Raw genomic sequence first — 24,791 nt, 5'->3', positions numbered from 1 at the left:
GGTGCGCAGTCGCCGGACATCGCCCAGGGTGTCGACACGGCGTATGAGAGCCGTGTCGAGGGTGATGAGGACGAGCTCGACAAGCAGGGTGCGGGCGATCAGGGCCTGATGTTCGGCTACGCGTGTGATGAGACGCCGGAGCTGATGCCGCTGCCGATCCACCTGGCGCACCGGCTCTCGCGTCGTCTGTCGGAGGTCCGTAAGAACGGGACGATTCCCTACCTGCGTCCCGACGGTAAGACGCAGGTGACGATCGAGTACGACGGGAACAAGGCCGTCCGTCTCGACACGGTGGTCGTCTCTTCGCAGCACGCGTCGGACATCGACCTGGACTCGCTTCTGGCGCCGGACATTCGTGAGTTCGTTGTCGAGCACGTGCTGAAGGAGCTGGTGGAGGACGGCATCAAGCTGGACACCGACGGCTACCGCCTGCTGGTGAACCCGACCGGTCGTTTCGAGATCGGCGGCCCGATGGGCGATGCGGGTCTGACGGGCCGGAAGATCATCATCGATACGTACGGCGGCATGGCCCGTCACGGTGGCGGCGCGTTCTCCGGCAAGGACCCGTCCAAGGTCGACCGCTCGGCCGCGTACGCGATGCGCTGGGTGGCCAAGAACGTCGTGGCGGCGGGTCTGGCGTCGCGGTGTGAGGTGCAGGTGGCGTACGCGATCGGCAAGGCCGAGCCGGTGGGCCTGTTCGTGGAGACCTTCGGCACGAACACCATCGACACGGACAAGATCGAGAACGCGATCGCCGAGGTCTTCGACCTGCGCCCGGCCGCGATCATCCGCGACCTGGATCTTCTGCGCCCGATCTACGCGCAGACGGCTGCGTACGGTCACTTCGGCCGTGAGCTGCCGGACTTCACGTGGGAGCGCACGGACCGTGTGGACGCCCTGAAGAAGGCCGCCGGGCTCTAGGCCGGGCCCCGCCGGACCGGGGGCGGGGCCCGCTGCCCCGCCCTTCCCGCCCTCGGGGTCGAATCAAAGGAAAAGCCTGGCAATGAAAGCAAATGAAGGCAAATGAAAACCATCTAGTTGGTTTGATTTTGCTATACTTCTCACACGTTGCATACGGGTGACATGTCCCCGTCCACTTCCCACATCCCCGCGTCGGGGCGCCGGGGTTCGAGTTCGTCGCGGGAGTCGTCCATGAGGAAGCAAGAGCGAGCAGAACGCACCCGCCGCGCACTGATTCATTCCGCCGCCGCCGCGTTCGACGAGTACGGGTACGCGAGTTCGCGGGTCTCCGGGATCAGCGCCCGGGCCGGGGTCAGCACCGGCGCGTTCCACTTCCACTTCGAGGACAAGGAGTCGCTGGCCGCGGCCGTCGAGTCCGAGGCGCACGAGGCCCTCCTCACCATCACGCGCTGCGCGGACAGCAGCGACGAGCCTGCTCTGCAGGTGCTCGCGGACGCCTCCCACGCGATGGTGAGCCGCCTCCGCAGCGACCTCGTCGTCCGCGCCGGATTCCGTCTGAGCTGCGACGTCTCCCCTGCGACCAGGCCCGATCTACGCCGCCAGTGGCAGGACTTCGTGCGCCGGCAGCTGGTGCGGGCGGGCAGCGAGGGGGCGCTCGCCGAAGGGGTGGCGCCGCAGGACGCGGCCACGGTCATCACGGCGTCGACCACGGGGCTGGAGGTGCTCGGCCGGGGCGACGAGGAGTGGCTCTCCCGGGAGGCCGTGACGGCCTTCTGGCGGCTGTTGCTGCCCCGGCTCGCCGCGTCGCACATGGTCGGCCGGCTGGACCCGGCGGGGTCGGACGAGACGGCGGGGTACGGCGATGCGTACGCGACTCCGGTGCTGTCGCCGGCGGTGGAGAAGGCAGCTTCCTGACCTCGGAACGACTTCGGAACACCATCGAGGCCGACTGGAAAGACCATGGAAGGCCATAGAGAGGCCCTGGAAAGGCTCTGGAAGGGCTCTGGAAGGGCTCTGGAAGGGCTCTGGAAAAGCAGTTGAGCTTGGTCGCATAGCGTGACGAACCGCGGCAACTTCCCTTGACATACAAACTGGTCGGTTTGCTACGTTCGCGCTATGCGTCGACGGGGTGTTCCGCGTGTGCCCTGCCGCTCATCCGCTCATCCGCGAGGGCGCTTCTGCGGTGCCCGTGGCTTCGAGGAGGCGCCGGTGCGAGCGTCGAAGGAAGAGATGACGGGGCCCGTTCTGGGGTCCACTTTCGCGGCCGCCCTGCATGACGGCCTGGCCCGTTACGGTTCGCTGAGGTCCTGGCGCGAGACGCCGGCGCCGCCTGCGGCGTCCGCGTCCGCGCCCGCCCCTGGGTCCGCCCCTGCGCCCGAACGGCAGACTCCGGTAACACCGGACGCGGTGTCCGTCGCCGCGCTGCTCGAAGAGGCCCTGCCGCCGTCGGCGCTGGCCGCGGTCGCCGGTGTGCTGCTGGAGTCCACGGCGCGGCAGATGCTGGGGAAGCCCGAGAGCGTCGGGGGCGACGAGGCGCTGCGCGCGCTCGGCATAGCCCGGGTTCTGGGCTATGCCGCGGCCCGGGAGGCCGAGGGGGCCGGTTCCGTACCTCCCGCGGCCGTATCGGCTGCGCTGCGAACGGTCAGGAAGACACTGGAAGTTGCCGGGGGAAGCGCTACGGGCGCGGCCCGGGCGTGACTTCGTAGGCGAAGTAGGTCGGCGCCCCGGGCATGTTGATCTCGGCCTTGCCGGGCAGGTCCTCCAAGGCCTGCCGGATGGCGGCCAGCCGGCCGTCGGTGTCGGAGTTCTCCACGAAGTTGCGGTAGTCGGCCTCGGTGGCCCAGTGGATGAGGTTCACGACGCGGGTGCCGTCCGTGCTGAGGTGGAACCGGGCCGAGCAGTAGCCGGGGTAGAAGCGCACCCAGGACTTCTGGATCTCGGTGAACGCCTTCAGCAGGGCGTGCTGCGTCTCGGGTCCGTCGACGGTGTAGTCGATGATCGAGTAGAAGCCGGATTCCTTGGTCATGCGTTCTCTCGCTCTCTCCCCCGCGTATGCCTGCACGATTCGGAGCCGATCGGAGCTGGTCGAGCCGGTGCTCGTGATCGCATCATCAAACCTCGACTTTGCTTGAGGTCAAGGGGGCGTGGTGGCGGACGGCAACGTTCCGGCCACAGGGGCGGGGAACCGGGCGCGGCCCCTCACGGTCTTCCCCATGAGCCGACTGCCGGGTCGGCTCATACGAAGGACGAAGGACGAAGGACGAAGTACGAAGGGGGAGGTGGGGCGCGATGTCGCGACTGCCGTACGTGCCGGGGTTCGCGCGTCCGAAGGCGGAGGGCGGGTCGCCGAAGGCCGAGGGGAAGGCGCTGCGGGAGCGGGTGCCGCGGACGGCGCACGCGGAGTGGACCGCCGGGCCGGGCAGGCCGGACGCGGTCGCCGCGGTGGAGGCGTCGAACGCGGGGCGGCTGCCGGAGCTCACACCGATACGCGTCGGCCGGATGGCCGCGTCCCCCTTCGCCTTCCTGCGCGGCTCCGCCGGGCTGATGGGCCACGACCTGATGGACTCCGCCGTGACCGGGATCGGCGCCCAGATCTGCGGAGACGCGCACGCCGCCAACTTCGGGCTGTACGGGGACGCGCGCGGCGAACTCGTCATCGACCTCAACGACTTCGACGAGACGTTGCACGGGCCGTGGGAGTGGGACGTGAAGCGGCTCGCCGCCTCGCTGGTGCTGGCCGGGCGGGAGGCGGGCGCGGACGAGCCGACCTGCCGGGCGGCGGCGCGGGACGCCGTCGGCTCCTACCGCCACACGATGCGGCTGCTGGCCCGGATGCCGGTCGCGGAGGCCTGGAACGCCATCGCCGACGAGCGGCTCGTCTCCCACGCGGACGCCCGCGAGCTGGTCGGCACGCTGGAGCGGGTCGCGGAGAAGGCCCGGCGGAACACGAGCGCCCGCTTCGCGGCCAAGGCCACGGAGAAGACGGACGACGGGCGGCGCTTCGTGGACGCCCCGCCGGTGCTGCGCCGGCTGCCGGACGGCGAGGCGGCGGCGGTCGCCCTCTCCCTCGGCGGCTACCTCGGCACCCTCCCGGAGGACCTGCTGCCGCTCACGGCCCGGTACGAGGTGCAGGACGTGGCCTTCCGCGTCGTCGGCACCGGAAGCGTGGGGCTGCGCTCGTACGTGGTGCTGCTCCTGGACCACCGCGGCGAGCCGCTCGTCCTCCAGGTGAAGGAGGCCCGGCCCTCGGTCCTGCTGCCGTACGCGGAGAAGGCCGGCTTCGCGCTGCCGCCGGACGGTCACGAGGGGCGGCGCGTGGTGCTGGGCCAGCAGCGGATGCAGGTCGTCAGCGACGTGCTGCTGGGCTGGGCGACGGTCGAGGGGCGGCCGTACCAGGTGCGGCAGTTCCGCAACCGCAAGGGCAGCGTCGACCCGGCGGCCCTCGCCCCCGACGAGCTGGACGACTACGCCCGCCTCACCGGCGCCCTCCTGGCCCGCGCCCACTCCCACACCGCGGACCCCCGCCTGATAGCGGCCTACTGCGGCAAGTCCACGGCCCTGGACGAGTCCGTGGCCACCTTCGCCCACACCTACGCAAACCGCACAGAGGCGGACCATGAAACCCTGATAAAAGCGATCCGATCGGGCCGAATCCCTGCAGAAACGGGCGTCTAGCGACTCCGCCCGACCCCGGTCAGACCCCGCCGCCGCAGGCAAAAACTCCCGCCGCAACGGCGAGCAGCCGAGACGGCGTATCCCGGCGGTGCCGGACGACCGATGTCGGTCGGCCCCGGCCGCCCGCCGGGCCCGCTGCCGCGGGCAAAGATTCCCGCCGCAACGGCGAGCAGCCGAGACGGCGCATTCCGGCGGTGCCGAAACCCGCCGTCGGTCGGCACCGCCGGACTCCACCACCGCGGCGCCGCGCCACCGAGCCACCGGGCCACCGCGCCGTCGCGCCACCGCGGCGGGACCGTCCTCGCCCGGCGGCAAGGGCGAGCGCCCGGCGCGGGCCGAGGCGTCCGGGGAACCCTCCGGGAGGGAACTACGCTGGTCGGGTGATGAATCCGGAAGCAGACACTTCCCGCCTGGAAAAGGCCGTCCGCACGGCCGAGACGGCGCTGATCGAGTTCGAGATCGCCGTGGAGACGTTCCGGGTGGAGGTGGAGAACTTCTCCCGCCTGCACCACCAGCGCCTCGGCCCGGTCTACGCCCGGCTCGACGAGCTGGAGGCGCAGATCGCCGAGGCCGTGGCCGCCCGCAGCGGTGACGCCGAGGACCTGCGCCGGGCCCGCGAGGCCCGGGCGCTGGTGCAGCCGCTGCCCGGCGTGGAGCAGCTCTTCAACGGCTGGCTGGATTCGGAGGGCCTCTCCCCGGAGGCGCAGGCGATGCTCACGGAGAAGCCGGTCCGCCCGCCGCGCCGGGTGCGCCCGAGCGACGAGGCCCGCAAGGCCTTCCGGGAGCTGGTCCGCAAGGCGCACCCGGACCTGGCGCGGGACGAGGGCGAGCGGCTGCGCCGCGAGGAGTTCATCGTGCGGGTCAACGCCGCGTACGCGGACGGCGACGAGGCCCTGCTGCGGGAGCTGGCCGCGGAGTGGGCCGCGGGCCCGCCCCCGGAGCCGCGCCCGCTGGACGTGGCGGAGGAGCTCTACGCCCGTCTGGAGTGGCTGGCGCGGCGCAAGGAGATGCTGTCGGAGCTGGCGGCCGAGCTGGAGGGTTCGGCGATCGGCTCGATGCTGCGGATGGCGCCGGACGACCCGGACGGCCTGCTGGAGGAGATCGCCGAGGGCCTGCGCGCCCAGGTCGCGGAGCGCGAGGCGCATCTGCGTGAGCTGGTCGGGTAGCGTCGTGGGCATGAGCTTTGGTTCCGGTATTCCCTCGGTCGGCGTCGACGCCCTCTCTCCCGAAGACTTTCTGCTGGACGTCCGCGAGGCCGACGAGTGGGCGGCAGGCCACGCGGAGGGCGCGCTGCACATCCCGATGAGCGACTTCGTGGCCCGTTTCGGCGAGCTGACGGAGAAGGCGTCCGACGGCGCCCGGATCAATGTCATCTGCCGTTCCGGCGGCCGGTCCGCGCAGGTCACCGCCTATCTGCTGCAGCAGGGCCTGGACGCGGTGAACGTCGACGGCGGCATGCAGGTCTGGGAGGCCGCCGGCCGCCCGGTCGTGGACGGCAACGGCGCCCCCGGCGCCGTGATCTAGCCGGAGCTAGCTTTCGGGCGCGTGGGCGGCCAGCAGGTCGCCCAGTGCCTCCTCGTGCGCCGCGGCGGGGCCGAGGGACAGCTCCAGCTGTTTGGCCCAGGCATGGTAGCGGTGCAGGGCGTAGCCGGTGTCGGCGCCGAAGCCGCCGTGCAGGTGCTGCGCGGTCTGCACCGCGCGGCGCACCCCTTCCGAGGCCCACACCTTCGCGACGGCGAGGTCGGCGGCGGCCGGGAGCTCCCCGCCCGCCCCGGACTCCAGCCGCCACGCGGCCTGCCAGAGCGTGGCCTCCATCGCCCGCAGGTCGATATAGCGGTCCGCTGCCTGGACGGCCACCGCCTGGAACGTGGCCAGCGGGAAGCCGAACTGCTCCCGCTTGCCCGTGTAGGCACTGGTCATACGGCAGACCGCCGTACCCACTCCGAGCGCGAGCGCGCACGTCCCGGCGGTGAGCAGCTCGCGCAGCCGCTCCCACGCCCCCTCGGCGGTGACGACCTGCGTGTCGTCGAGACGTACGGAGTCGAGCCGTACCTCGGCGTACCGCTCGCCGTTGGTGGACACCTGCCCGGCGAGGCCGACCCCCGGGTGATCACGGGGCACGAGCCCGAGAACGGTGCGGCCGTCTGCGCCGTGCGCCGGGATCACCAGCACATCGGCGCTCGGCCCCCACGGCACGGCCGTCTGGACGCCGTCGAGCACCCAGCCCGCCCCGGCCACCGGCCGTGCGCCGACCGCCAGTTCGGCCGCATCGTGTCCCGTGCGCCCGCTGGAGGCGACCGTGGCGACCAGCTCGCCCCGCCCGAGCGCGGGCAGGATCGCAGCCCCGGCCGGACCGCCGTGCGTGCTCAGCGCGAGCGCCGTCGCACCGGTCTCCAGCAGCGGCACCCGGGCGAGCACCTGCCCGGCCTCGCGCAGCACCAGGCACAGGGCGATCGGCCCGAGCCCCGCCCCGCCGTGCTCGCCGGAGACCGTCAGGCTCAGCAGCCCCGCGGCGGCCAGCTTGCGCCACAGCGCCCGGTCGAAGTCCTCCGCGACCGGGCCCCGGGAGAGGACCGGGCTGGGCACGCCGTCGGGGGAGACCCCGGAGAGCACGGCCTGTGCCGCTTCCCGGGCCGCCTGCTGCTCCTCGGTGAAGGTGAAGTCCACTGCCGTCGCCCTCCCGCGCCTGTCGCCTACCCGGCCCATCAAATCTGACGGTCCGTCAATCTAGGCCGGTCGGCGGCAAATGGGAACGCTCAGCGGTCGAAGTCGAGCTCCACCTCCTCCGTCAGCGGATGCGACTGGCACGCCAGCACATGGCCGCTCTCGATCTCCTCCGGCTCCAGTGCGAAGTTCCGCTCCATCCGCACCTCGCCTCTGACCAGGAACGCCCGGCAGGTTCCGCACACCCCGCCCTTGCAGGCGTAGGGCGCATCCGGCCGGTTCCGCAGGACCGTCTCCAGCAGCGTCTCCCCGTCCCGCACCGGCCAGCTGCCACCGCGGCCGTCGAGCTGCGCGGTCACCGTGCTGTGCGCAGGCGAGCCGGCGGGAGCGGCCCGGCCGGACTCCACGGCGGCCCCGGGCTCCACGGCGGCACCGGACTCCGCGACAGCCCCGGACTCGACATGGAAGATCTCCTGGTGGATCCGCTCCCGCCCGACCCCTAGGCCGCGCAGCGCCCGCTCGGCACCCCGCACCAGGCCGAAGGGCCCGCACAGGAACCAGCCGCTGATCTCCTCCACCGGCACCAGCGCGGGCAGCAGCCGCGCCAGCCGCTCCTCGTCCAGCCGCCCGGACGGCAGCCCGGCCTGCTGCTCCTCACGGGAGAGCGCATGCACCAGCTGGAAGCGGTCGGGGAAGCGGTCCTTCAGGTCGGCAACTTCCTCCAGGAACATCGTGGAGGCGGTGGTCCGGTCGCTGCGTATGAGGCAGAACCGGGCCTCGGGCTCCCTGGCCAGCAGGGTCGAGGCGATGGACAGCACCGGCGTGATCCCGCTGCCGCCCACGATCGCGGCGAAGTGCCCGGCGCGCGGCTCCAGCACGAACCGCCCGGCCGGTGCCATCACCTCCACGGTGTCCCCGGCGGCCAGCTCCTTGAGGGCGTACGTCGAGAACTCGCCGCCGTCGACCAGCCGCACCCCCACCTTCAGCTCCGCGGGCCCGGGCGCCCCGGGGGCGGGTGCGGGGGCGCACAGCGAATACGTACGGCGGATTTCTCCGCCGTCCCGGGTGGTGCGGCGGACGGCGATGTGCTGCCCGGGGGCGTAGCGGTAGGTCTCGCGCAGCTCGGGGGGCACGGCGAAGGCGACGGCGACCGAGTCGTCGGTGAGGGGGTCGACGGATGCCACTCGCAGGGGGTGGAAGGCGCCGTGGCGGGCCGCTGCCATCTACAGCTCCTTGAAGTGGTCGAACGGCTCCCGGCACGCCTCGCAGCGGCGCAGGGCCTTGCAGGCGGTGGACGAGAAGCGGCTGAGCAGCGTGGTTTCGGTGGAGCCACAGTGCGGGCACCGGATGCCCAGGCCGACCATGATGGGGCCGCCGGCGGCAGGGCCTGTGGGCCGGGGCGGCGCTATGCCGAACTCTTCGAGCTTGCGGCGCCCTTCGGCCGTGATGTCGTCCGTGGACCAGGCGGGGGAGAGCACGGTGCGGACGGACACCTCGGCCTGCCCGTGCTCGTGCAGCACGCGCTCGATGTCCGCGGACATGGCCTCGACGGCGGGGCAGCCGGTGTACGTGGGGGTGAGCTCGACCTCGACCCGGCCGGGGCCGGTGACGTGCAGGCCGCGCAGCACGCCCAGCTCGGCCAGGGTGAGCACGGGCAGCTCGGGGTCGGGGACGGCGCCGGCCAGGGCGCGCAGCCGCTCCTCCAGGACGGTGGGTGTGCTCACCATGACGCCCCCGGGTGGCTGCGGTGCAGATGCTGCATCTCCGCGAGCATCCGCCCGAACGGCTCGGTGTGGATGCCCTGCCGGCCTGCACCGGCCGTCCAGGCGCCGTTCTGCGGGCCGGAGGGAAGGGTGAGCGTGGCGCGCTCGACGACGGCGGTCACCGCGGACAGCCAGCCCTCGCGCAGGGCGCTCCAGTCGACCGGCAGCTCCTCTACGGGCTCGAAGAGCTCGCCCGTGTACCTCCAGAGGGCGTCCAGGCCGCGCTGCATCCGGGCGTGGCTCTCCTCCGTGCCGTCGCCGAGGCGCAGCGTCCAGTGCTCGGCGTGGTCGCGGTGGTAGGCGACCTCCTTGACGGCCTTGCCCGCAAGGGGTGCGAACGGGCCTTCGGCCGCGGCCAGTTGCCCGTACAGCAGGTGCTGGTAGGTGGAGAAGTACAGCTGGCGGGCGATGGTGTGGGCGAAGTCGCCGTTGGGCTGCTCGACGAGCTGGGTGTTGCGGAAGGCGCGCTCTTCCCGCAGGTAGGCCAGCTCGTCCTCGTCGCCGGCGAGGGAGAGCAGGGTGCGGGCCTGGCCGAGCAGGTCGAGGGCGATATTGGCGAGGGCGACCTCCTCCTCCAGCACCGGGGCATGCCCGGCCCACTCCCCCAGCCGGTGGGAGAGCACCAGGGCGTCGTCCCCGAGGGCCAGTGCGGCCGTGGCCGGGCGGGGCTCCGCGGCGGGCGCAGGTGTGTCCGTCACAGGCACGCTCTTCATAGATGCCGCACCCCTTCCGGGATCTCGTAGAAGGTCGGGTGGCGGTAGGGCTTGTCGGCCGCGGGCTCGAAGAAGGGGTCCTTCTCGTCGGGCGAGGAGGCGGTGACCGCGGTGGAGGGCACCACCCAGATCGAGACGCCCTCGGAGCGGCGGGTGTAGAGGTCGCGGGCGTTGCGCAGGGCCATTTCCGCGTCCGGGGCGTGGAGGCTGCCCGCGTGGGTGTGGGCGAGCCCGCGCCTGCTGCGCACGAAGACCTCCCACAGCGGCCAGTCAGCGTTCGTCATGCCGTCGCCTTTCCGTGCTTGGCCGCATATGCGGCGGCTGCTTCGCGCACCCACGCGCCTTCTTCATGGGCCCGCCGGCGCTGGCCGATCCGCTGGTCGTTGCAGGGGCCGTTGCCGCGGAGCACCTCCTGGAACTCGGTCCAGTCGATGGCGCCGAAGTCGTGCTGCCCGCGCTCCTCGTTCCACCGGAGGTCGGGGTCGGGGAGGGTCAGGCCGAGGGAGGCGGCCTGGGGGACGCAGATGTCCACGAACCGCTGGCGCAGCTCGTCGTTGGAGTGGCGCTTGATCTTCCAGGCCATGGACTGGGCCGAGTGGGAGGACTCGGCGTCGGGCGGGCCGAACATCATCAGCGAGGGCCACCACCAGCGGTTCACGGCGTCCTGCGCCATGGCGTGCTGGGCCTCGGTGCCGCGGCTCAGCGCGAGCAGCAGCTCGTAGCCCTGGCGCTGGTGGAAGGACTCCTCCTTGCAGATGCGGACCATGGCGCGGGCGTAGGGCCCGTAGGAGCAGCGGCACAGCGGGACCTGGTTGGTGATCGCGGCGCCGTCGACGAGCCAGCCGATGGCGCCCACGTCGGCCCAGGTCAGCGTGGGGTAGTTAAAGATCGAGGAGTACTTCTGGCGGCCCGAGTGGAGCTTGTCGAGCAGCTCGTCGCGACCGGTGCCGAGGGTTTCGGCGGCGCTGTAGAGGTAGAGGCCGTGGCCGGCTTCGTCCTGCACCTTGGCCATGAGGATGGCCTTGCGGCGCAGCGAAGGGGCGCGGGTGATCCAGTTGGCCTCGGGCTGCATGCCGATGATCTCGGAGTGCGCGTGCTGCGCTATCTGGCGGACGAGGGTGGCGCGGTAGGCATCGGGCATCCAGTCCCGCGGCTCGATGCGCTCCTCGGCGGCCACGGCGGCGTCGAAGACCGCCTCATAGCCCGCGGTGTCCTGGGCTCCTGTGTCCGGCGCCATCGTCGTCATGGCATTGCCCCCTGCCTCTCCGCCCGCATGCGACCGGCCCGACCGACCGATCGTTCGGTTCAATGGTGGTGCGGCCGCTCAGGGGTGTCAAGCCTGTGGATAACCCCCGGGCGCTGTGCCCCGCGGGACGACCTGGGTACCGTTCGGGTGCACAGAACAGGCGGGACGCAGGAACGGGGCGGGGCAATGGAGTCGGATGACGGGCACGAGCGGGCCGGCGCCCTCGCGGGGCTGTCCAGGCCAGCGCGCCTCGTCGTCGCGGCGGGCGCAGCGGTGATCGCGGTGACGGCGGGGGTGCACCTGGCGATGGTGTTCCTGCACGTCGCGCCGTCGAACACGGTCACCAAGCAGAACGCGGCGGCGATAGACGACTACATCTATCCGGAGTACGAGCAGAACTGGAAGTTCTTCGCTCCCAACCCGCTCCAGCAGAACGTCGCCGTGCAGGCCCGTGCCGAGCTCCGCGGCCCCGACGGGCGGACCACGGTCACCGGCTGGACCGATCTGACCGCAAAGGACGGCGCCGCCATCCGGCACAACCTCCTCCCCAGCCACACGCAGCAGAACGAGCTGCGCCGCGCCTGGGACTTCTACACCAACTCCCATGACGTCAAGGAGCAGCCCAACGGGCTGCGCGGCGAGCTCTCCGAGCAGTACGTCCGGCGCATCGTCGTCGGCCGCCTCGGCGCCGGGCAGGACGGGCGCAGCATCAGCCGAGTCCAGGTGCGCGCCGTGACCACCCTGGTCGAGCCGCCCGTCTGGAGCGACGAGAAGGGCGGGGCCAAGCCCGCCTACCGGGTGCTGGGCTGGTGGCCGGTCACCGCCGCCGACCGTACGGAGGCGAACAACCGATGAGTGCGACCCTGCCGCTCGGCGCCCGGCTCTCGCGCGGCGTCGACCGCGTCACGAGCAGCTCCCTCGGCGCTCACCAGACGGCCGTCATCCGCATAGGCCTCTCCTTCACGTGGCTGGTCTTCCTGCTGCGCGAGTGGCCCAACCGGCACGAGATGTACGGGCCGGACGGGCCGTGGAGCTGGGAGATGGCCCGCCGGCTGACCGCCGACAACCACGCCTTCACCGCCCTGCTGTGGTCCGACGGCGGCCTGTGGTTCGAGGCCGTCTACGCCTTCGCCGTCGTGACCGCCGCCCTGCTGGCTCTCGGCTGGCGCACCCGCACCATGACCGTGCTCTCCATGGTCGGCGTGCTCTCGCTGCAGAACCGCAGCGTCTTCCTGGGCGACGGCGGCGACAACGTCATCCACCTGATGGCCCTCTACCTGATCCTCACGCGCTGCGGGCGGGTCTGGTCGCTGGACGCCCGCCGGGCCGCGAAGCAGGCCGGCGGCCCCGCCCGCACCGACGTGACGGGCATCGTGCTGTGGGCCGCCTGCGGGCTCGCCCTGGCGGCCGCTCAGATCCTCGGCGACACCCGGATGTCCTGGACCGGCCACGGCCCGCTCCCCGGCGTCGGCTGGGCCACCGCCCTGTGGGCCCTGTGGCTCGTCCAGGGGCTGTGGTGGCTCGCGGGGCGCTACGCACCCGAACCCCGCGCCGTCCTGGACGTCCTGGCCAACCTGCTGCACAACGCGGCCCTGCTGGTGATCATGGCGGAGGTCTGCCTGATCTACGCCACGGCCGGCTGGTACAAGATCCAGGGCTCGCGCTGGCAGGACGGCACGGCCCTCTACTACCCGCTGCACCTGGACTACTTCTCGCCCTGGCCCGAGCTGTCCCACGCCCTCGCGGGCAGCGGGCTGCTCGTGCTGCTGCTCAGCTACGGAACCGTGGCCGTGCAGGTCGCCTTCCCCTTCACCCTGCTCAACCGGCGGGTGAAGAACGTCCTGCTGGGCGTGATGATGATGGAGCACCTCGGTATCGCCCTGCTGCTCGGGCTGCCGTTCTTCTCCCTCGCCATGATCGTGGCCGATGCGGTCTTCCTCCCCACCTCCTTCCTGCGGCGCCTGGGCCCGCTCGCCGGCCGCGCCCGCGACCGGCTGCTTCCGGCCCGCACGCAGCCCGTACCGGCGCAGCGCGAGGGGGACGAGGCGGGCGCCCGGACTCTCGTAGGCTGAGGGCATGACCGAGGACGAAGCCGCTGCCGCCGTGCGGCAGTGGGGCGAGCACGCCCCCGACGCCGTACTGCTCGACGGCTTCCACGCCCTGAAGCACGCCCTGCGCTTCGGCGCGGACGTGCGGCTCGCGGTCACCAGCGACAAGGCGGCGGCTCTGGAACTCGCCGCCGCGCTGGCCGACGACCTTACGGGGACCCTCGCCGAGCGCCTGGTGGAGATCCCGGCACAGGCCCTGCGCGAGCTGGTCCCCAGGATCCACCCCACGGGCGTGGCGGCGCTCGCCGTGCGCCCGGCCCGCAGGGCGAACCTCGACGCTCTCTCGCGGGCACCCCGCAAGGCCCCCGTCGTCGTCCTCGACAACCCGCGCAACCTCGGCAACGTGGGCGCCGTGATCCGGCTGGCGGCCGGCTTCGGCGCCACGGGCGTCGTCACCACCGGGGACATGGACCCCTGGCACCCCAACGCCGTACGGGCCGGGGCGGGCCTGCACTACGCCACCGCCGTCGAGCGGCTGCCCCTGCCCGAGCTCCCGCCCGGGCCGCTGTACGCCCTGGACCCGGAGGGCGACGACATCCGCTCCCTCACGCTGCCCGACGACGCGCTGATCGCCTTCGGCTCCGAGCGCCACGGCATCTCGCCCGAGCTGCGCGAGAGGGCGACCCGGTTGGTCGCCCTCCCCATGCGGCCGCAGGTCTCCAGCTACAACCTCGCCACGAGCGTCGCCATGGCGCTGTTCCACTGGGGAGGCCCGGGCCCGGCCCAGGGCTAGGCCGGGCGGCGCACCTCGACCGTGCGGAAGCGGTTCGCGACGAACGCGCCGTCGCACAGGGCCGCATTGGCAGCAGGGTTGCCGCCGGAGCCGTGGAAGTCGGAGAAGGCCGCCGTCTGGTTCACGAACACCCCGCCGGTCAGATTGAGCGAGAGCTGGGCGCACTCCTCCAGACAGGCCTCCTCCACCAGCCGCTCGACCTCGGGCGACGTGGTGTACGCGCCGACGGTCATCGCGCCCTTCTCCCGCACCGTGCGGCGCAGCAGCTCCACGGCATCCGCCGCGGAGTCCACGGCGACGGCGAAGGACACCGGCCCGAAGCACTCCGAGAAGTAGGCCGCCTCGGCGTCGGGCTTGGCGCCGTCCAGCTTCACGATCACCGGGGTGCGGACGGTGGCGCCGGGGAACTCGGGGTTGGCCACCGTGCGGGAGGCGAGGGCGACTTCGCCGAGCCGGCCCGCGGCGTCGATCCGCTCCTTGACCTGGTCGTTGACGATGGCGCCCAGCAGGGCGTTCGCCCGGGCGTCGTCGCCCAGCAGGCCCTGGACCGCGGCGGCCAGATCGGACACCACCTCGTCGTAGGACTTGTGCCCGGCGTCGGTGGCGATGCCCTCGCGGGGGATCAGGAAGTTCTGCGGGGTGGTGCACATCTGGCCGCTGTAGAGGGACAGCGAGAAGGCCAGGTTGCCGAGGAGGCCCTTGTAGTCGCCGGTGGAGTCGAGGACGACCGTGTTGACGCCGGCCTTCTCCGTGAAGACCTGCGCCTGGCGGGCGTTGGCCTCCAGCCAGTCGCCGAAGGCGGTGGAGCCGGTGTAGTCGATGATGCGGATCTCCGGGCGCACGGCCAGGGCCTTGGCGATGCCCTCGCCGTCCCGCTCGGCGGCCAGCGCCACGAGGTCGGGCGAGAAGCCGGCCTCGCCCAGCACCTCGCGCGCGATGCGCACGGTCAGCGCCAGGGGCAGCACCGCGCGCGGGTGCGGCTTGACCAGGACGGCGTTGCCCGTGGCGAGCGAGGCGAAGAGGCCCGGGAAGCCGTTCCACGTGGGGAAGGTGTTGCAGCCGATCAGCAGCGAGACGCCGCGCGGAACGGCCGTGAACTCCTTGCGCAGCTCCAGCGGATCGCGCTTGCCCTGCGGCTTGGACCACTCGGCCGAGCCGGGGGTGCGCACCTGCTCCGCATAGGCGTAGGCGACGGCCTCCAGGCCCCGGTCCTGGGCGTGCGGGCCGCCGGCCTGGAAGGCCATCATGAACGCCTGGCCGCTGGTGTGCATCACGGCGTGGGCGAACTCGTGCGAGCGGGCGTTGATCCGCGCGAGGATCTCCAGGCAGACCGCGGCCCGCACCTCCGGACCCGCCTCGCGCCACTGCGGCATCGCCGCGCGCAGCGCCGGCAGCAGCTCATCGGCGGCCGCGTGCGGATACTCGATGCCGAGCTCGATCCCGAACGGCGACACCTCGGCGCCCGCCCAGCCGTCCGTGCCCGGCTGGCCCAGCTCGAAGCGCGCGCCGCGCAGTGCCTCGAAGGCGGCCTGGCCCTCGGCGGCGCTCAGGCTGCCCGGCACGGAGCCCTCCGCGCCGTACGCCTTCGGGTGCTCGGGGAAGGGGGACCAGTAGGCCCGCGTGCGGATGGCCTCCAGCGCCTGATCCAGGGTGGGGCGGTGCTTCTCGGTCAACTGAGCGGTGGTGAGTCCGGCGGTCACGGCTGACCAACTCCTTGTCGAGCGGGGCTCCGATACGGGGGACCAGAAGCACCCCCGGTGGATACAGTAACCGAACGATCGGTCGGGACAAGGGGGCCCGGCAAACCTGTGGAAAACACTTCGGGGAGGATCACTGCCATGACCGCAATCGACCCGGCCGGCACCGTCGCCGTCGTCGGCGCCGGCACCATGGGCCAGGGCATCGCCCAGGTCGCCCTGGCCGCAGGCCACCCCGTGCGGCTGTACGACGCCGCACCCGGCCGTGCGGAGGAGGCGGCGCGGGCGATCGCCGCCCGGCTCGGCCGCCTGGTGGACAAGGGCAGGCTCGACGCGGCCGGCCGGGACGCCGCGCTCGCGCGTCTGCAGCCCGCCGCGCGGCTCGCCGAACTCGCCGACTCCGCGCTCGTCATCGAGGCGATTGTCGAGCAACTGCAGGCCAAACAGAAGCTGTTCGCCGAGCTGGAATCGGTCGTTCCCGACACGTGCCTGCTGGCCACCAACACCTCGTCCCTGTCGGTGACCGCCGTCGCCGGCGCCCTGCGGCTCCCCGGCCGCTTCGTCGGCCTGCACTTCTTCAACCCCGCCCCGCTGCTGCCGCTGGTGGAAGTGGTGCAGGGGTTCGCCACGGACGCCGCTGCCGCCGACCGGGCCATGGCCACGGTCGCCGCCTGGGGCAAGAGCCCGGTGCGCTGCGCCGACACCCCCGGCTTCATCGTCAACCGCGTCGCCCGGCCCTTCTATGCCGAGGCCTTCCGGCTGTACGAGGAGCGCGCCGCCGACCCCGCCACCCTCGACGCCGTCCTGCGCGAGTGCGGCGGCTTCGCGATGGGGCCCTTCGAGCTCACCGACCTCATCGGCCAGGACGTGAACGAAGCCGTCACCCGTTCGGTCTACGAGTCGTTCTTCCACGACCCGAAGTTCCGGCCGTCGCTCGCACAGCGCCGGCTGGTGGAGGCGGGGCTGCTGGGGCGCAAGAGCGGCCGCGGATGGTTCGACCACTCCGAGGACGCACAGCGGCCCGGCCCGCACACCGCCGAGCCGCAGGACGCCCCCGCGGCGGTCCGCGTCACGGGCGGCCTGGGGCCCGCCGCCGCCCTGGTGGAGATGATCGGGGAGGCCGGCATCGAGGTCGCCGTGGAGAAGGACGGGCCGGCGTCCGGGGGCCACATCAGGCTGCCCGGTGGCGCGTGCCTGGCCCTGACCGACGGCTCCGCCACCCTGGAGGGCCCTCCGGGAGAGCGCGGCATCTTCTTCGACCTCTCGCTCGACTACCGCGCCGCCACCCGCATCGCGCTGGCCCCCTCCGCCGCCGCCCGGCCTCAGGACGTCCGGGAGGCCACGGGCCTCCTGCAGGCGCTCGGCAAGCAGGTCAGCGTCATCGACGACGTCCCCGGCATGATCGTCGGGAGGACCGTGGCGATGATCGTGGACTTCGCCGCCGACGCCGCCGCCCGCGAGGTGGCGACCCCCGAGGACATCGACAAGGCCATGCGGCTGGGAGTGAACTACCCCGGCGGCCCCCTGGAGTGGGCCGGCCGCCTGGGCGCGGGCTGGCTGTGGAACTTCCTGTACAACCTGCACGACGAAGGGGCCGGCGAGCGCTACGCGCCGTCGCGGGCCCTGAGGCGCCGTGCGGACCGAGAGGCACGGGTGCTGTAATCGTGACCATGGCCAAGCGCGACACCTACACGCCCGAATCGCTGCTCGCGGTCGCCGTCGAGGTGTTCAACGAGCGGGGCTACGACGGCACCTCCATGGAGCACCTCTCCAAGGCTGCCGGGATCTCCAAGTCCTCCATCTACCACCACGTGAAGGGCAAGGAGGAGCTGCTCCGGCTCGCGATAAGCCGTGCCCTGGACGGGCTCTTCGCCGTGCTGGACGAGCCGGGGGCGACCGGGGGACGCGCCGTCGAACGCCTGCAGTACGTCACCCGGCGCACCGTCGAGGTGCTCATGGCCGAGCTGCCCTACGTGACGCTGCTGCTGCGTGTGCGCGGCAACACCGACACCGAGCGCTGGGCGATGGAGCGCCGCCGCGAGTTCGACCACCGCGTCGCCGACCTGCTCAAGCAGGCGGCGGCCGACGGCGACCTGCGGGCCGACGTGGACGCCCGGCTGGCCACCCGGCTGCTCTTCGGGATGATCAACTCCGTGGTGGAGTGGTACCGCCCCGAGCGCGGCGGCGCGGTGACCAGCGAAGAGGTGGCCGAAGCGGTGGTCCGTACGGCCTTTGCGGGCCTCCTGACGGAATCCGGCGACCGGACGGGCCGCTAGGCGGCCGGGCGGGCCACCAGACGGCCGGGCGGGGCCCGCTAGAGGCCTCCTTCCTGCAGATCCGTCTCCTCGAAGATCAGCAGCGTGCGGGTGCTGAGCACCTCGTCCATGGACTGGATGCGGGTCAGCACCAGCTCGCGCAGGGCGCGGTTGTCCTTGGTGTGCACCAGCAGGAGCACGTCGAAGTCCCCGCTGACCAGGGCGATGTGTGCGGCTCCCGGCAGCTCCAGGAGCTTGTCGCGGACCGTGCGCCAGGAGTTCTGCACGATCTTCAGCGTGATGTACGCCGACGCGCTCTGCCCGGCCCGCTCCTGATCGACCCGCGCGCTGAACCCCCGGATGACCCCGTCGTCGATGAGCCGGTTGATCCGGGCGTAGGCATTGGCGCGCGAGACGTGTACACGCTCGGCGACGGACCGTATCGACGCGCGGCCGTCGGCCTGGAGCATGCGCAGGATGGCGCGGTCTATCTCGTCCAGCGGCCGCGCGGGTGCCCTGCTCCCGGTGAAGGCCATCTGTTCGTCCGGCATGGCGTCCCGCCTCCCCCTCTTGGACGTCCTGGCCATATCTCAGGCTGTGGAGAACCGTTTGTCCACAGGCTCGGGTCGCCTGTAGCCAAAATGTGCCGACGACCGAACAATCGGTAGGGAGGGCGTCGGCGCGATTCCGCCGTACGTCCGGTCAAGCCCGTCCCCACAAAGGAGGTGCTCGTCATGACGGTTCTGGAGCAGCCCGGCTCGTACCGGCCCACCCCGCCCCCCGCCTGGCGGCCCCGCACCGACCCCGCACCCCTGCTTCCCGACGCGGAGCCGTATCGCGTGCTGGGCACCGAGGCGGCGGACGGGCTGGACGCCGGGCTGCTGCTCCGGCTCTACGGCCACCTCGTCCGCGGCCGGAGGTACAACGCCCAGGCCACCGCGCTCACCCGCCAGGGCCGGCTCGCCGTCTATCCCTCCTCCACGGGTCAGGAGGCGTGCGAAGTCGCCGCGGCGCTCGCCCTGCAGGAGCAGGACTGGCTCTTCCCGAGCTACCGCGACACCCTCGCCGCCGTCGCCCGCGGCCTCGACCCCGTCCAGGCGCTCACGCTCCTCCGCGGCGACTGGCACACCGGATACGACCCCCACGAGCACAGGATCGCACCGCTGTGCACCCCGCTGGCCACCCAGCTGCCGCACGCGGTCGGCCTCGCCCACGCCGCCCGCCTCAAGGGCGACGACGTGGTCGCGCTCGCCATGGTCGGCGACGGCGGCACCAGCGAGGGCGATTTCCACGAGGCGCTGAACTTCGCCGCCGTATGGCGGGCCCCCGTCGTCTTCCTCGTGCAGAACAACGGCTTCGCGATCTCCGTGCCGCTCGCCAAGCAGACCGCGGCCCCCTCGCTGGCCCACAAGGCCGTCGGCTACGGCATGCCCGGCCGGCTCGTCGACGGCAACGACGCCGTGGCCGTCCACGAGGTGCTCACCGAAGCCGTGCAGCGCGCCCGCGAGGGCGGCGGCCCCACCCTCGTCGAAGCCGTCACCTACCGCATGGACGCACACACCAACGCCGACGACGCCACCCGCTACCGCAGCGACGCCGAAGTCGACACCTGGCGCGGCCACGACCCCATTGCCCTGCTGGAGCAGGAGCTGACCGCGCGCAAGCTCCTGGACGAGGCCACGGTGGCCGCCGAACAGGAGGCGGCCGAGCGCATGGCCGCCGACCTGCGCGAGCGCATGAACCAGGACCCCGTGCTCGACCCCATGGATCTCTTCACCCACGTCTACGCCGAGCAGACCGCCCAACTGCGGGAGCAGGCCGAGATGCTGCGCGCCGAGCTCGACGCCGCAGCGGAAGCCGCCCCGGCCTCCCCGGAAGGGACGCAGCGATGACCACTGCGGCTGTCAGGGCCGGAGCCCGGCCCGCCTCCATGGCCCAGGCCCTCAACCGGGCCCTGCGCGACGCCATGGCCGAGGACCCGGCCGTCCACGTCCTCGGAGAGGACGTCGGCGCGCTCGGCGGCGTCTTCCGCGTCACCGACGGCCTCGTGAAGGAGTTCGGCGAGGACCGCTGCACCGACACCCCGCTCGCCGAGGCCGGCATCCTCGGCACCGCCGTCGGCATGGCCATGTACGGGCTGCGGCCCGTGGTGGAGATGCAGTTCGACGCCTTCGCCTACCCCTCGTTCGAGCAGCTCATCAGCCACGTCGCCCGGATGCGCAACCGCACGCGCGGCGCGCTGCCCATGCCGCTCACCGTCCGCGTGCCCTACGGCGGCGGCATCGGCGGCGTCGAGCACCACAGCGACTCCTCCGAGGCGTACTACATGGCGACCCCCGGCCTCCATGTCGTCACCCCCGCCACCGTCGCCGACGCCTACGGGCTGCTGCGCGCGGCGATCGCCTCCGACGACCCGGTCGTCTTCCTGGAGCCCAAGCGGCTCTACTGGTCCAAGGCCGAATGGGACCCCGAGGTGCCCGAGGCGGTGCCCGCCCTAGGGCGCGCCGCCGTCCGCCGCCGCGGCACGTCCGCCACGCTCATCACGTACGGGCCGTCCCTCCCGGTCTGCATGGAGGCGGCCGAGGCGGCCGCCGCAGAGGGCTGGGACCTCGAAGTCGTCGACCTGCGCTCGCTCGTGCCCTTCGACGAGGAGACGGTCTGCGCCTCCGTCCGGCGCACCGGGCGCGCCGTGATCGTCCATGAGTCGACCGGATTCGGCGGCCCCGGCGGGGAGATCGCGGCCCGGATCACTGAGCGCTGCTTCCACCACCTGGAGGCGCCGGTGCTGCGCGTCGCCGGCTTCGACATCCCGTACCCGCCGCCCATGCTGGAGCGGCACCACCTGCCCGGGGTCGACCGGGTGCTGGACGCGGTCGCACGGCTGCAGTGGGAGGCGGAGAGCTGATGCCCGAGGTCAAGGAATTCCGGCTGCCCGATCTCGGCGAGGGGCTCACCGAGGCGGAGATCGTGCGCTGGCTGGTCGAGGTCGGCGAGGTCGTGGCCGTCGACCAGCCGGTCGTCGAGGTCGAGACGGCCAAGGCGATGGTCGAGGTCCCCTGCCCGTACGGGGGCGTGGTGACGGCCCGCTTCGGCGCGGAGGGCACGGAGCTTCCCGTGGGGGCGCCGCTGCTGACGGTCGCCGTCGGTGCGTCGCCCGTGGATGCGTCCGCGTCCACGGGGGAGGAGCCGGAGGCTTCCGGCAATGTGCTCGTGGGTTACGGCACGGGGGCGCCTGCGGCGCGGCGGCGCCGGGTCCGGCGGCCCGGGGTGGGCGCGTCGCCCACGCCCGACGGCGCTGTCGGTTCTGCGGACGGCTCCGCGGCCGCCGGGGGTCCGGCGGTGCCGGACGGCCCGGAGGCAGGCGGGCACCGCCGGGCACGTTCGTACGGGCCGGGCGCCGCTGCGGCGGAGGGGGTGGCCGGGGCGGGCGGTGAGTTTGTGGGCCGGGGGGCGGCTCCGGGCGTGGCCGCGGGCGGGTCACGGCTTTCCGGCTCCACCGGCCCCGTTCCCGTCGTGTCCCCCCTCGTTCGGAAGATGGCCCGTGAACACGGGGTCGATCTGCGTGAGTTGACCGGCACCGGGCGGGACGGGCTCATTCTGCGCGCCGACGTGGAGCGGGCCGTTCGGGCAGCCGCAGACGCGGCCGCAGCCCCACCGGCGCCCGCCGCCGCGACGGCCGTCCCCGCCGGGGAGGGCGCCGAGCGCATCCCCCTGCGCGGGCTGCGCGGTGCCGTCGCCGAGAAGCTCGGCCGGAGCCGCCGGGAGATCCCCGACGCCACCTGCTGGGTGGACGCCGATGCCACCGAGCTGCTCGCCGCCCGCCGGGCCATGAACGCCGGGGGCGGGCCGAAGGTCTCCCTCCTGGCCCTGCTCGCCCGCATCTGCACGGCCGCCCTGGCCCGCTATCCCGACCTCAACTCCACCGTCGACACCGAAGCCCGGGAGATCGTCCGCCTGCCCGGCGTCCACCTCGGCTTCGCGGCGCAGACCGAGCGCGGCCTGGTCGTCCCCGTCGTCCGGGACGCCCACCTGCGCAACGCCGCCGGGCTCTCCGCGGAGATCGCCCGCCTCACCGAGGCGGCACGCTCCGGCACGCTGACCCCGGCCGATCTCACCGGCGGCACGTTCACGCTGAACAACTACGGCGTGTTCGGCGTCGACGGCTCCACGCCGATCATCAACCACCCCGAGGCGGCCATGCTGGGCGTGGGCCGGATAGCCCCCAAGCCCTGGGTCCACCAGGGCGAGTTGGCGGTACGGCACGTGGTGCAGCTGTCGTTCACCTTCGACCACAGGGTCTGCGACGGGGGCACGGCGGGAGGCTTCCTGAGGTACGTGGCCGACTGCGTCGAGCAGCCCGCTGTGTTGTTGCGCTCCCTCTGAGCCTTCGCCCCGTTCCGAACGGCCATACTCGTCGGGTGACTGGTTACGACGCCGTAGTGCTCGCCGGTGGCGCGGCCCGCAGACTGGGCGGCGCCGACAAGCCCACCTTGCGCGTGGGCGGGCGGACACTGCTGGACCGGGTGCTGGAGGCGTGCGCGGACGCCGAGGAGACCGTCGTCGTGGGGCCCCGGCGCCCCACTGCGCGGCCCGTGCGGTGGGCCCGCGAGGAGCCGCCCGGCGGCGGCCCGCTCGCCGGGCTCGCCGCCGGCCTGCGCCAGACGGCCTCCGCCACCACGCTCGTCCTCTCCGCCGACCTGCCCTTCCTGCGGGCCGAGACCGTACGGGCGCTGCTCGCCGCGGCGGCCACCGGCGGCCCGTACGTCGAGGGCGTCCTGCTCACCGACTTCGACGGGCGCGACCAGCCGCTGGTCGCCGCCTACCGCACCGAGCCGCTGCGCCGGGAGCTGGCGCTGCTCGCCGCCGAGCACGGCAGCCTCGCCGGGCTGCCCCTGCGGCTGCTGACCGACGAGCTGACCCTCGGGCGGTTCCCGCACCCCACGGCCTCCTTCGACTGCGACACCTGGGAGGACGTCGCCACCGCCCGCGCGCGCATCAGGGACGATGGGAGCGTGCTGGATGAATGGATCTCCGCGGCCAAGGCCGAGCTCGGCATCGACCTCGACGTCGACACCACCGCCCTCCTGGACCTCGCGCGCGACGCCGCGCACGGCGTGGCCCGCCCCGCCGCGCCCCTGACGACGTTCCTCGTCGGCTACGCCGCGGGGCGCGCGGGCGGCGGCCCCGAAGCGGTGGCCGAGGCGACCCGTAAGGCCGTCGCGCTCGCCCAGGGGTGGGCGGCGGAGGCGGCTGCCGCGGAGGCGGCTACCGCCGGGGGCGGCACGGCGGGGAGGCCCGCCGGGGGCGGTTCGGTCGCGGGGCCTGCCGAGGCAGGCGCCGCCGCGGAGCCCACCAGCGGTGGAACCGCCGAGAAGGCCGACGACGCGCGATGAGTGACGCCGACGCGGATTCCTCGCTCGACCGGGCGACGGACGAGGCACTGGCCCTCTTCGCCGACGACCGGCGGAGCCACCACGCCCGCCCCGCGGCCCGCCGCGCCGAGCGGCCCGCCTACGACGTCGACGACGCCCCGCGCGGCAGCACCCAAGCCCCCTTCGTGTACTTCCCGTTCGACGAGATACCCGTCGGGGGCGGCGTGGTCGACGGTGGACGAGGCGTCGGTGCCGTGCCCGCCGCGCACCGCAGGACCGGTCCCGAAGACGAGCCCGGTCCCGGTCCCGGCCCCGCCCCCTCCTTCGACGCATTCCCCTTCATCGATGCCGCCGAGGACGAAAAACGGGCCCGCCACATGACGGCCGACGCCACGCCCCCCACCACCCCGCACTCCGCACCCCACGCCGGACCCTGCTCCGCACCCCACTCCACCTCCTGGCCCACCGCCCGCGCCGTCGCCGCCGCGGCCGCCGAGGCACTCCCCGCCGAGGAGCGGCCCCTCGGCGACGCCCTCGGGCAGGTCCTCGCCGAGCCGCTCGTCGCCCTCACCGACCTGCCCTCCTTCGACACCTCCGCCATGGACGGCTGGGCCGTCTCCGGCCCCGGCCCGTGGCGCCTCCCCCCGCCCGGCGAGCAGGACGTCCTCGCCGGCCGCCCCGGCACGGGCCCGCTGCGCGACGGGCACGCCCTGCGGATCGCCACGGGGGCGCCGATCCCGGCCGGAGCGACGGCCGTGCTGCGCAGCGAGCACGGCGAGGTCACCGTGCAGGGCGAGCTGCTCGCCAACCGCCATGTCAGCCACGGCCAGGACATCCGGCCGCGCGGCGGCGAGTGCCGGAAGGGCGACCGGCTCGTGCAGGCGGGAACGGTCGTCACGCCGCCCCTGCTCGGCCTCGCGGCCGCCGCCGGCTACGACACGCTGACCGTCACCCGCCGCCCCCGCGTCGACGTACTCGTCCTCGGCGACGAGCTGCTCCGCGAGGGCCTGCCCGAAGGCGGTCTGATCCGGGACGCGCTCGGGCCGATGCTCGGGCCCTGGCTGCGGGCGCTGGGCGCCGAGCCGGCCGAGGCGCTGCGCATCGGTGACGACGCGGAGGCGCTGTACGAGGCGTTCGCCGCGTCCACCGCGGACGTGGTCGTCACCACCGGCGGTACCGCCTCCGGGCCCGTGGACCACGTCCACCCCACGCTGCACCGTCTGGGTGCCGAGCTGCTGGTCGACGGCGTCGCCGTGCGGCCCGGGCACCCGATGCTGCTCGCCAGGCTCGCGCCCGGGCGCCTCGTCGTCGGGCTGCCCGGGAATCCGCTCGCCGCGGTGGCGGGGTTGCTGACGCTCGCCGAGCCGCTGCTGTGCACGCTCACCGGGCGAGCGGTGGACGAGCCCGTGCGGGCCGTGCCGGTGGAGGCGGTGTCCGGGCACCCTGCCGATACCCGGCTCGTGCCGGTCACGTACGACGGCCCCGGCCGGGTGCGGCCTCTGCGGTTCCACGGGCCCGCGATGTTGCGTGGCTTGGCGGCGGCCGACGCGCTGGCTGTCGTACCGCCGGGCGGAGCAGGACGGTCCGTCGAGGTCCTGGGGCTCCCGTCGAGGCCCTGAAGGTCCCGTCGGGCCCTGGGCTCCC

Annotated in this window: 25 protein-coding genes; 16 read left to right on the top strand and 9 right to left on the bottom strand. The window is 73.2% G+C overall.

All coding sequences use genetic code 11. The features are described from left to right. The 3 genes from metK to IE241_RS32610 form a co-directional block, all read left to right on the top strand. Positions 1-921: methionine adenosyltransferase (metK, locus tag IE241_RS32620; protein WP_190024771.1), on the top strand; the 921-nt coding region annotated here is incomplete at its 5' end. 231 nt (positions 922-1,152) lie between these two features. Further along, positions 1,153-1,836: a ScbR family autoregulator-binding transcription factor gene (locus IE241_RS32615; RefSeq protein ID WP_190025487.1), complete on the top strand. Its 684-nt coding sequence runs from the start codon at positions 1,153-1,155 to the stop codon at positions 1,834-1,836. A gap of 315 nt (positions 1,837-2,151) precedes the next feature. Next, complete coding sequence (locus tag IE241_RS32610; RefSeq protein ID WP_190025486.1) at positions 2,152-2,619, top strand: hypothetical protein; 468 nt, start codon at positions 2,152-2,154, stop codon at positions 2,617-2,619. Here the strand turns inward: IE241_RS32610 and IE241_RS32605 are convergent. Continuing rightward, positions 2,597-2,947 carry an antibiotic biosynthesis monooxygenase gene (locus tag IE241_RS32605; protein ID WP_190025485.1) on the bottom strand — a complete coding sequence of 117 codons (351 nt, stop codon included), beginning with the start codon at positions 2,945-2,947 and terminating at the stop codon, positions 2,597-2,599. The genes IE241_RS32610 and IE241_RS32605 overlap by 23 nt on opposite strands. Before the next feature lie 263 nt (positions 2,948-3,210). Between IE241_RS32605 and IE241_RS32600 the strand changes: the two genes are divergently transcribed. The 3 genes from IE241_RS32600 to IE241_RS32590 all read left to right on the top strand — a co-directional run bounded on the left by IE241_RS32600 (position 3,211) and on the right by IE241_RS32590 (position 6,120). After that, positions 3,211-4,596, top strand: coding sequence for a DUF2252 domain-containing protein (locus IE241_RS32600; protein WP_190025484.1), 1,386 nt, complete (start codon positions 3,211-3,213; stop codon positions 4,594-4,596). A gap of 383 nt (positions 4,597-4,979) precedes the next feature. Next, complete coding sequence (locus IE241_RS32595; RefSeq protein ID WP_190025483.1) at positions 4,980-5,762, top strand: hypothetical protein; 783 nt, start codon at positions 4,980-4,982, stop codon at positions 5,760-5,762. 10 nt (positions 5,763-5,772) lie between these two features. Next, complete coding sequence (locus IE241_RS32590; protein WP_190025482.1) at positions 5,773-6,120, top strand: rhodanese-like domain-containing protein; 348 nt, start codon at positions 5,773-5,775, stop codon at positions 6,118-6,120. Between the two features lie 6 nt (positions 6,121-6,126). On the opposite strand, the gene IE241_RS32585 is transcribed toward IE241_RS32590, so the two are convergent. The 6 genes from IE241_RS32585 to paaA all read right to left on the bottom strand — a co-directional run bounded on the left by IE241_RS32585 (position 6,127) and on the right by paaA (position 10,982). Next, positions 6,127-7,263 (bottom strand): acyl-CoA dehydrogenase family protein, encoded by a 1,137-nt coding sequence (locus IE241_RS32585; protein WP_190025481.1) that lies wholly within the window; start codon positions 7,261-7,263, stop codon positions 6,127-6,129. Positions 7,264-7,352: 89 nt separating this feature from the next. Continuing rightward, on the bottom strand, positions 7,353-8,483 hold the full coding sequence (locus tag IE241_RS32580) for a 2Fe-2S iron-sulfur cluster-binding protein (protein ID WP_190025480.1): 1,131 nt from the start codon (positions 8,481-8,483) through the stop codon (positions 7,353-7,355). Then, on the bottom strand, positions 8,484-8,987 hold the full coding sequence (gene paaD / locus IE241_RS32575; RefSeq protein WP_190025479.1) for a 1,2-phenylacetyl-CoA epoxidase subunit PaaD: 504 nt from the start codon (positions 8,985-8,987) through the stop codon (positions 8,484-8,486). Further along, positions 8,981-9,736 (bottom strand): 1,2-phenylacetyl-CoA epoxidase subunit PaaC, encoded by a 756-nt coding sequence (paaC, locus tag IE241_RS32570; RefSeq protein ID WP_190025478.1) that lies wholly within the window; start codon positions 9,734-9,736, stop codon positions 8,981-8,983. Before paaC ends, paaD begins: the two co-directional genes overlap by 7 nt. Beyond that, entirely contained in the window at positions 9,733-10,020 is a 288-nt protein-coding gene (paaB, locus tag IE241_RS32565; protein ID WP_179081656.1) for a 1,2-phenylacetyl-CoA epoxidase subunit PaaB, read from the bottom strand. Before paaB ends, paaC begins: the two co-directional genes overlap by 4 nt. Further along, on the bottom strand, positions 10,017-10,982 hold the full coding sequence (paaA, locus tag IE241_RS32560) for a 1,2-phenylacetyl-CoA epoxidase subunit PaaA (RefSeq protein WP_190025477.1): 966 nt from the start codon (positions 10,980-10,982) through the stop codon (positions 10,017-10,019). Before paaA ends, paaB begins: the two co-directional genes overlap by 4 nt. 186 nt (positions 10,983-11,168) lie before the next feature. Here paaA and IE241_RS32555 point away from each other — a divergent pair, with 186 nt between their 5' ends. The 3 genes from IE241_RS32555 to IE241_RS32545 are packed head-to-tail and all read left to right on the top strand — an operon-like array spanning position 11,169 to position 13,823. Next, entirely contained in the window at positions 11,169-11,837 is a 669-nt protein-coding gene (locus IE241_RS32555) for a DUF5819 family protein (protein ID WP_190025476.1), read from the top strand. Continuing rightward, complete coding sequence (locus IE241_RS32550; RefSeq protein WP_190025475.1) at positions 11,834-13,054, top strand: HTTM domain-containing protein; 1,221 nt, start codon at positions 11,834-11,836, stop codon at positions 13,052-13,054. Before IE241_RS32555 ends, IE241_RS32550 begins: the two co-directional genes overlap by 4 nt. Positions 13,055-13,058: 4 nt before the next feature. Beyond that, a complete protein-coding gene (locus IE241_RS32545) occupies positions 13,059-13,823 on the top strand; it encodes a TrmH family RNA methyltransferase (protein ID WP_190025474.1) in 765 nt (254 codons plus the stop codon). Here IE241_RS32545 and paaN read toward each other — a convergent pair. Further along, complete coding sequence (gene paaN / locus IE241_RS32540; protein ID WP_190025473.1) at positions 13,820-15,523, bottom strand: phenylacetic acid degradation protein PaaN; 1,704 nt, start codon at positions 15,521-15,523, stop codon at positions 13,820-13,822. The genes IE241_RS32545 and paaN overlap by 4 nt on opposite strands. A 138-nt stretch (positions 15,524-15,661) precedes the next feature. Between paaN and IE241_RS32535 the strand changes: the two genes are divergently transcribed. Further along, on the top strand, positions 15,662-17,182 hold the full coding sequence (locus IE241_RS32535) for a 3-hydroxyacyl-CoA dehydrogenase (protein ID WP_190025472.1): 1,521 nt from the start codon (positions 15,662-15,664) through the stop codon (positions 17,180-17,182). Between the two features lie 2 nt (positions 17,183-17,184). Beyond that, on the top strand, positions 17,185-17,796 hold the full coding sequence (locus IE241_RS32530; protein ID WP_190025471.1) for a TetR/AcrR family transcriptional regulator: 612 nt from the start codon (positions 17,185-17,187) through the stop codon (positions 17,794-17,796). Positions 17,797-17,834: 38 nt separating this feature from the next. On the opposite strand, the gene IE241_RS32525 is transcribed toward IE241_RS32530, so the two are convergent. Next, positions 17,835-18,326 (bottom strand): Lrp/AsnC family transcriptional regulator, encoded by a 492-nt coding sequence (locus tag IE241_RS32525; RefSeq protein WP_190025470.1) that lies wholly within the window; start codon positions 18,324-18,326, stop codon positions 17,835-17,837. A gap of 183 nt (positions 18,327-18,509) precedes the next feature. Here IE241_RS32525 and pdhA point away from each other — a divergent pair, with 183 nt between their 5' ends. From pdhA to IE241_RS32500, 5 genes are read left to right on the top strand one after another with little or no spacing between them, the layout of a single operon-like run. Next, on the top strand, positions 18,510-19,667 hold the full coding sequence (pdhA, locus tag IE241_RS32520) for a pyruvate dehydrogenase (acetyl-transferring) E1 component subunit alpha (RefSeq protein ID WP_190025469.1): 1,158 nt from the start codon (positions 18,510-18,512) through the stop codon (positions 19,665-19,667). After that, a complete protein-coding gene (locus tag IE241_RS32515; protein ID WP_190025468.1) occupies positions 19,664-20,680 on the top strand; it encodes an alpha-ketoacid dehydrogenase subunit beta in 1,017 nt (338 codons plus the stop codon). The genes pdhA and IE241_RS32515 overlap by 4 nt, the downstream gene beginning before the upstream one ends. Beyond that, a complete protein-coding gene (locus tag IE241_RS32510; RefSeq protein WP_190025467.1) occupies positions 20,680-22,158 on the top strand; it encodes a dihydrolipoamide acetyltransferase family protein in 1,479 nt (492 codons plus the stop codon). The genes IE241_RS32515 and IE241_RS32510 overlap by 1 nt, the downstream gene beginning before the upstream one ends. Before the next feature lie 35 nt (positions 22,159-22,193). After that, positions 22,194-23,168, top strand: coding sequence for an NTP transferase domain-containing protein (locus IE241_RS32505; RefSeq protein ID WP_190025466.1), 975 nt, complete (start codon positions 22,194-22,196; stop codon positions 23,166-23,168). Further along, positions 23,165-24,766 carry a molybdopterin molybdotransferase MoeA gene (locus IE241_RS32500; RefSeq protein ID WP_190025465.1) on the top strand — a complete coding sequence of 534 codons (1,602 nt, stop codon included), beginning with the start codon at positions 23,165-23,167 and terminating at the stop codon, positions 24,764-24,766. Before IE241_RS32505 ends, IE241_RS32500 begins: the two co-directional genes overlap by 4 nt. The last annotated feature ends 25 nt before the right edge of the window (positions 24,767-24,791 follow it).

Source organism: Streptomyces hiroshimensis (assembly GCF_014650335.1).
GTDB lineage: Bacteria > Actinomycetota > Actinomycetes > Streptomycetales > Streptomycetaceae > Streptomyces > Streptomyces hiroshimensis.
Note: the sequence above shows the minus strand (reverse complement) of the source record. Positions and strands in the feature narration are given on the sequence as shown.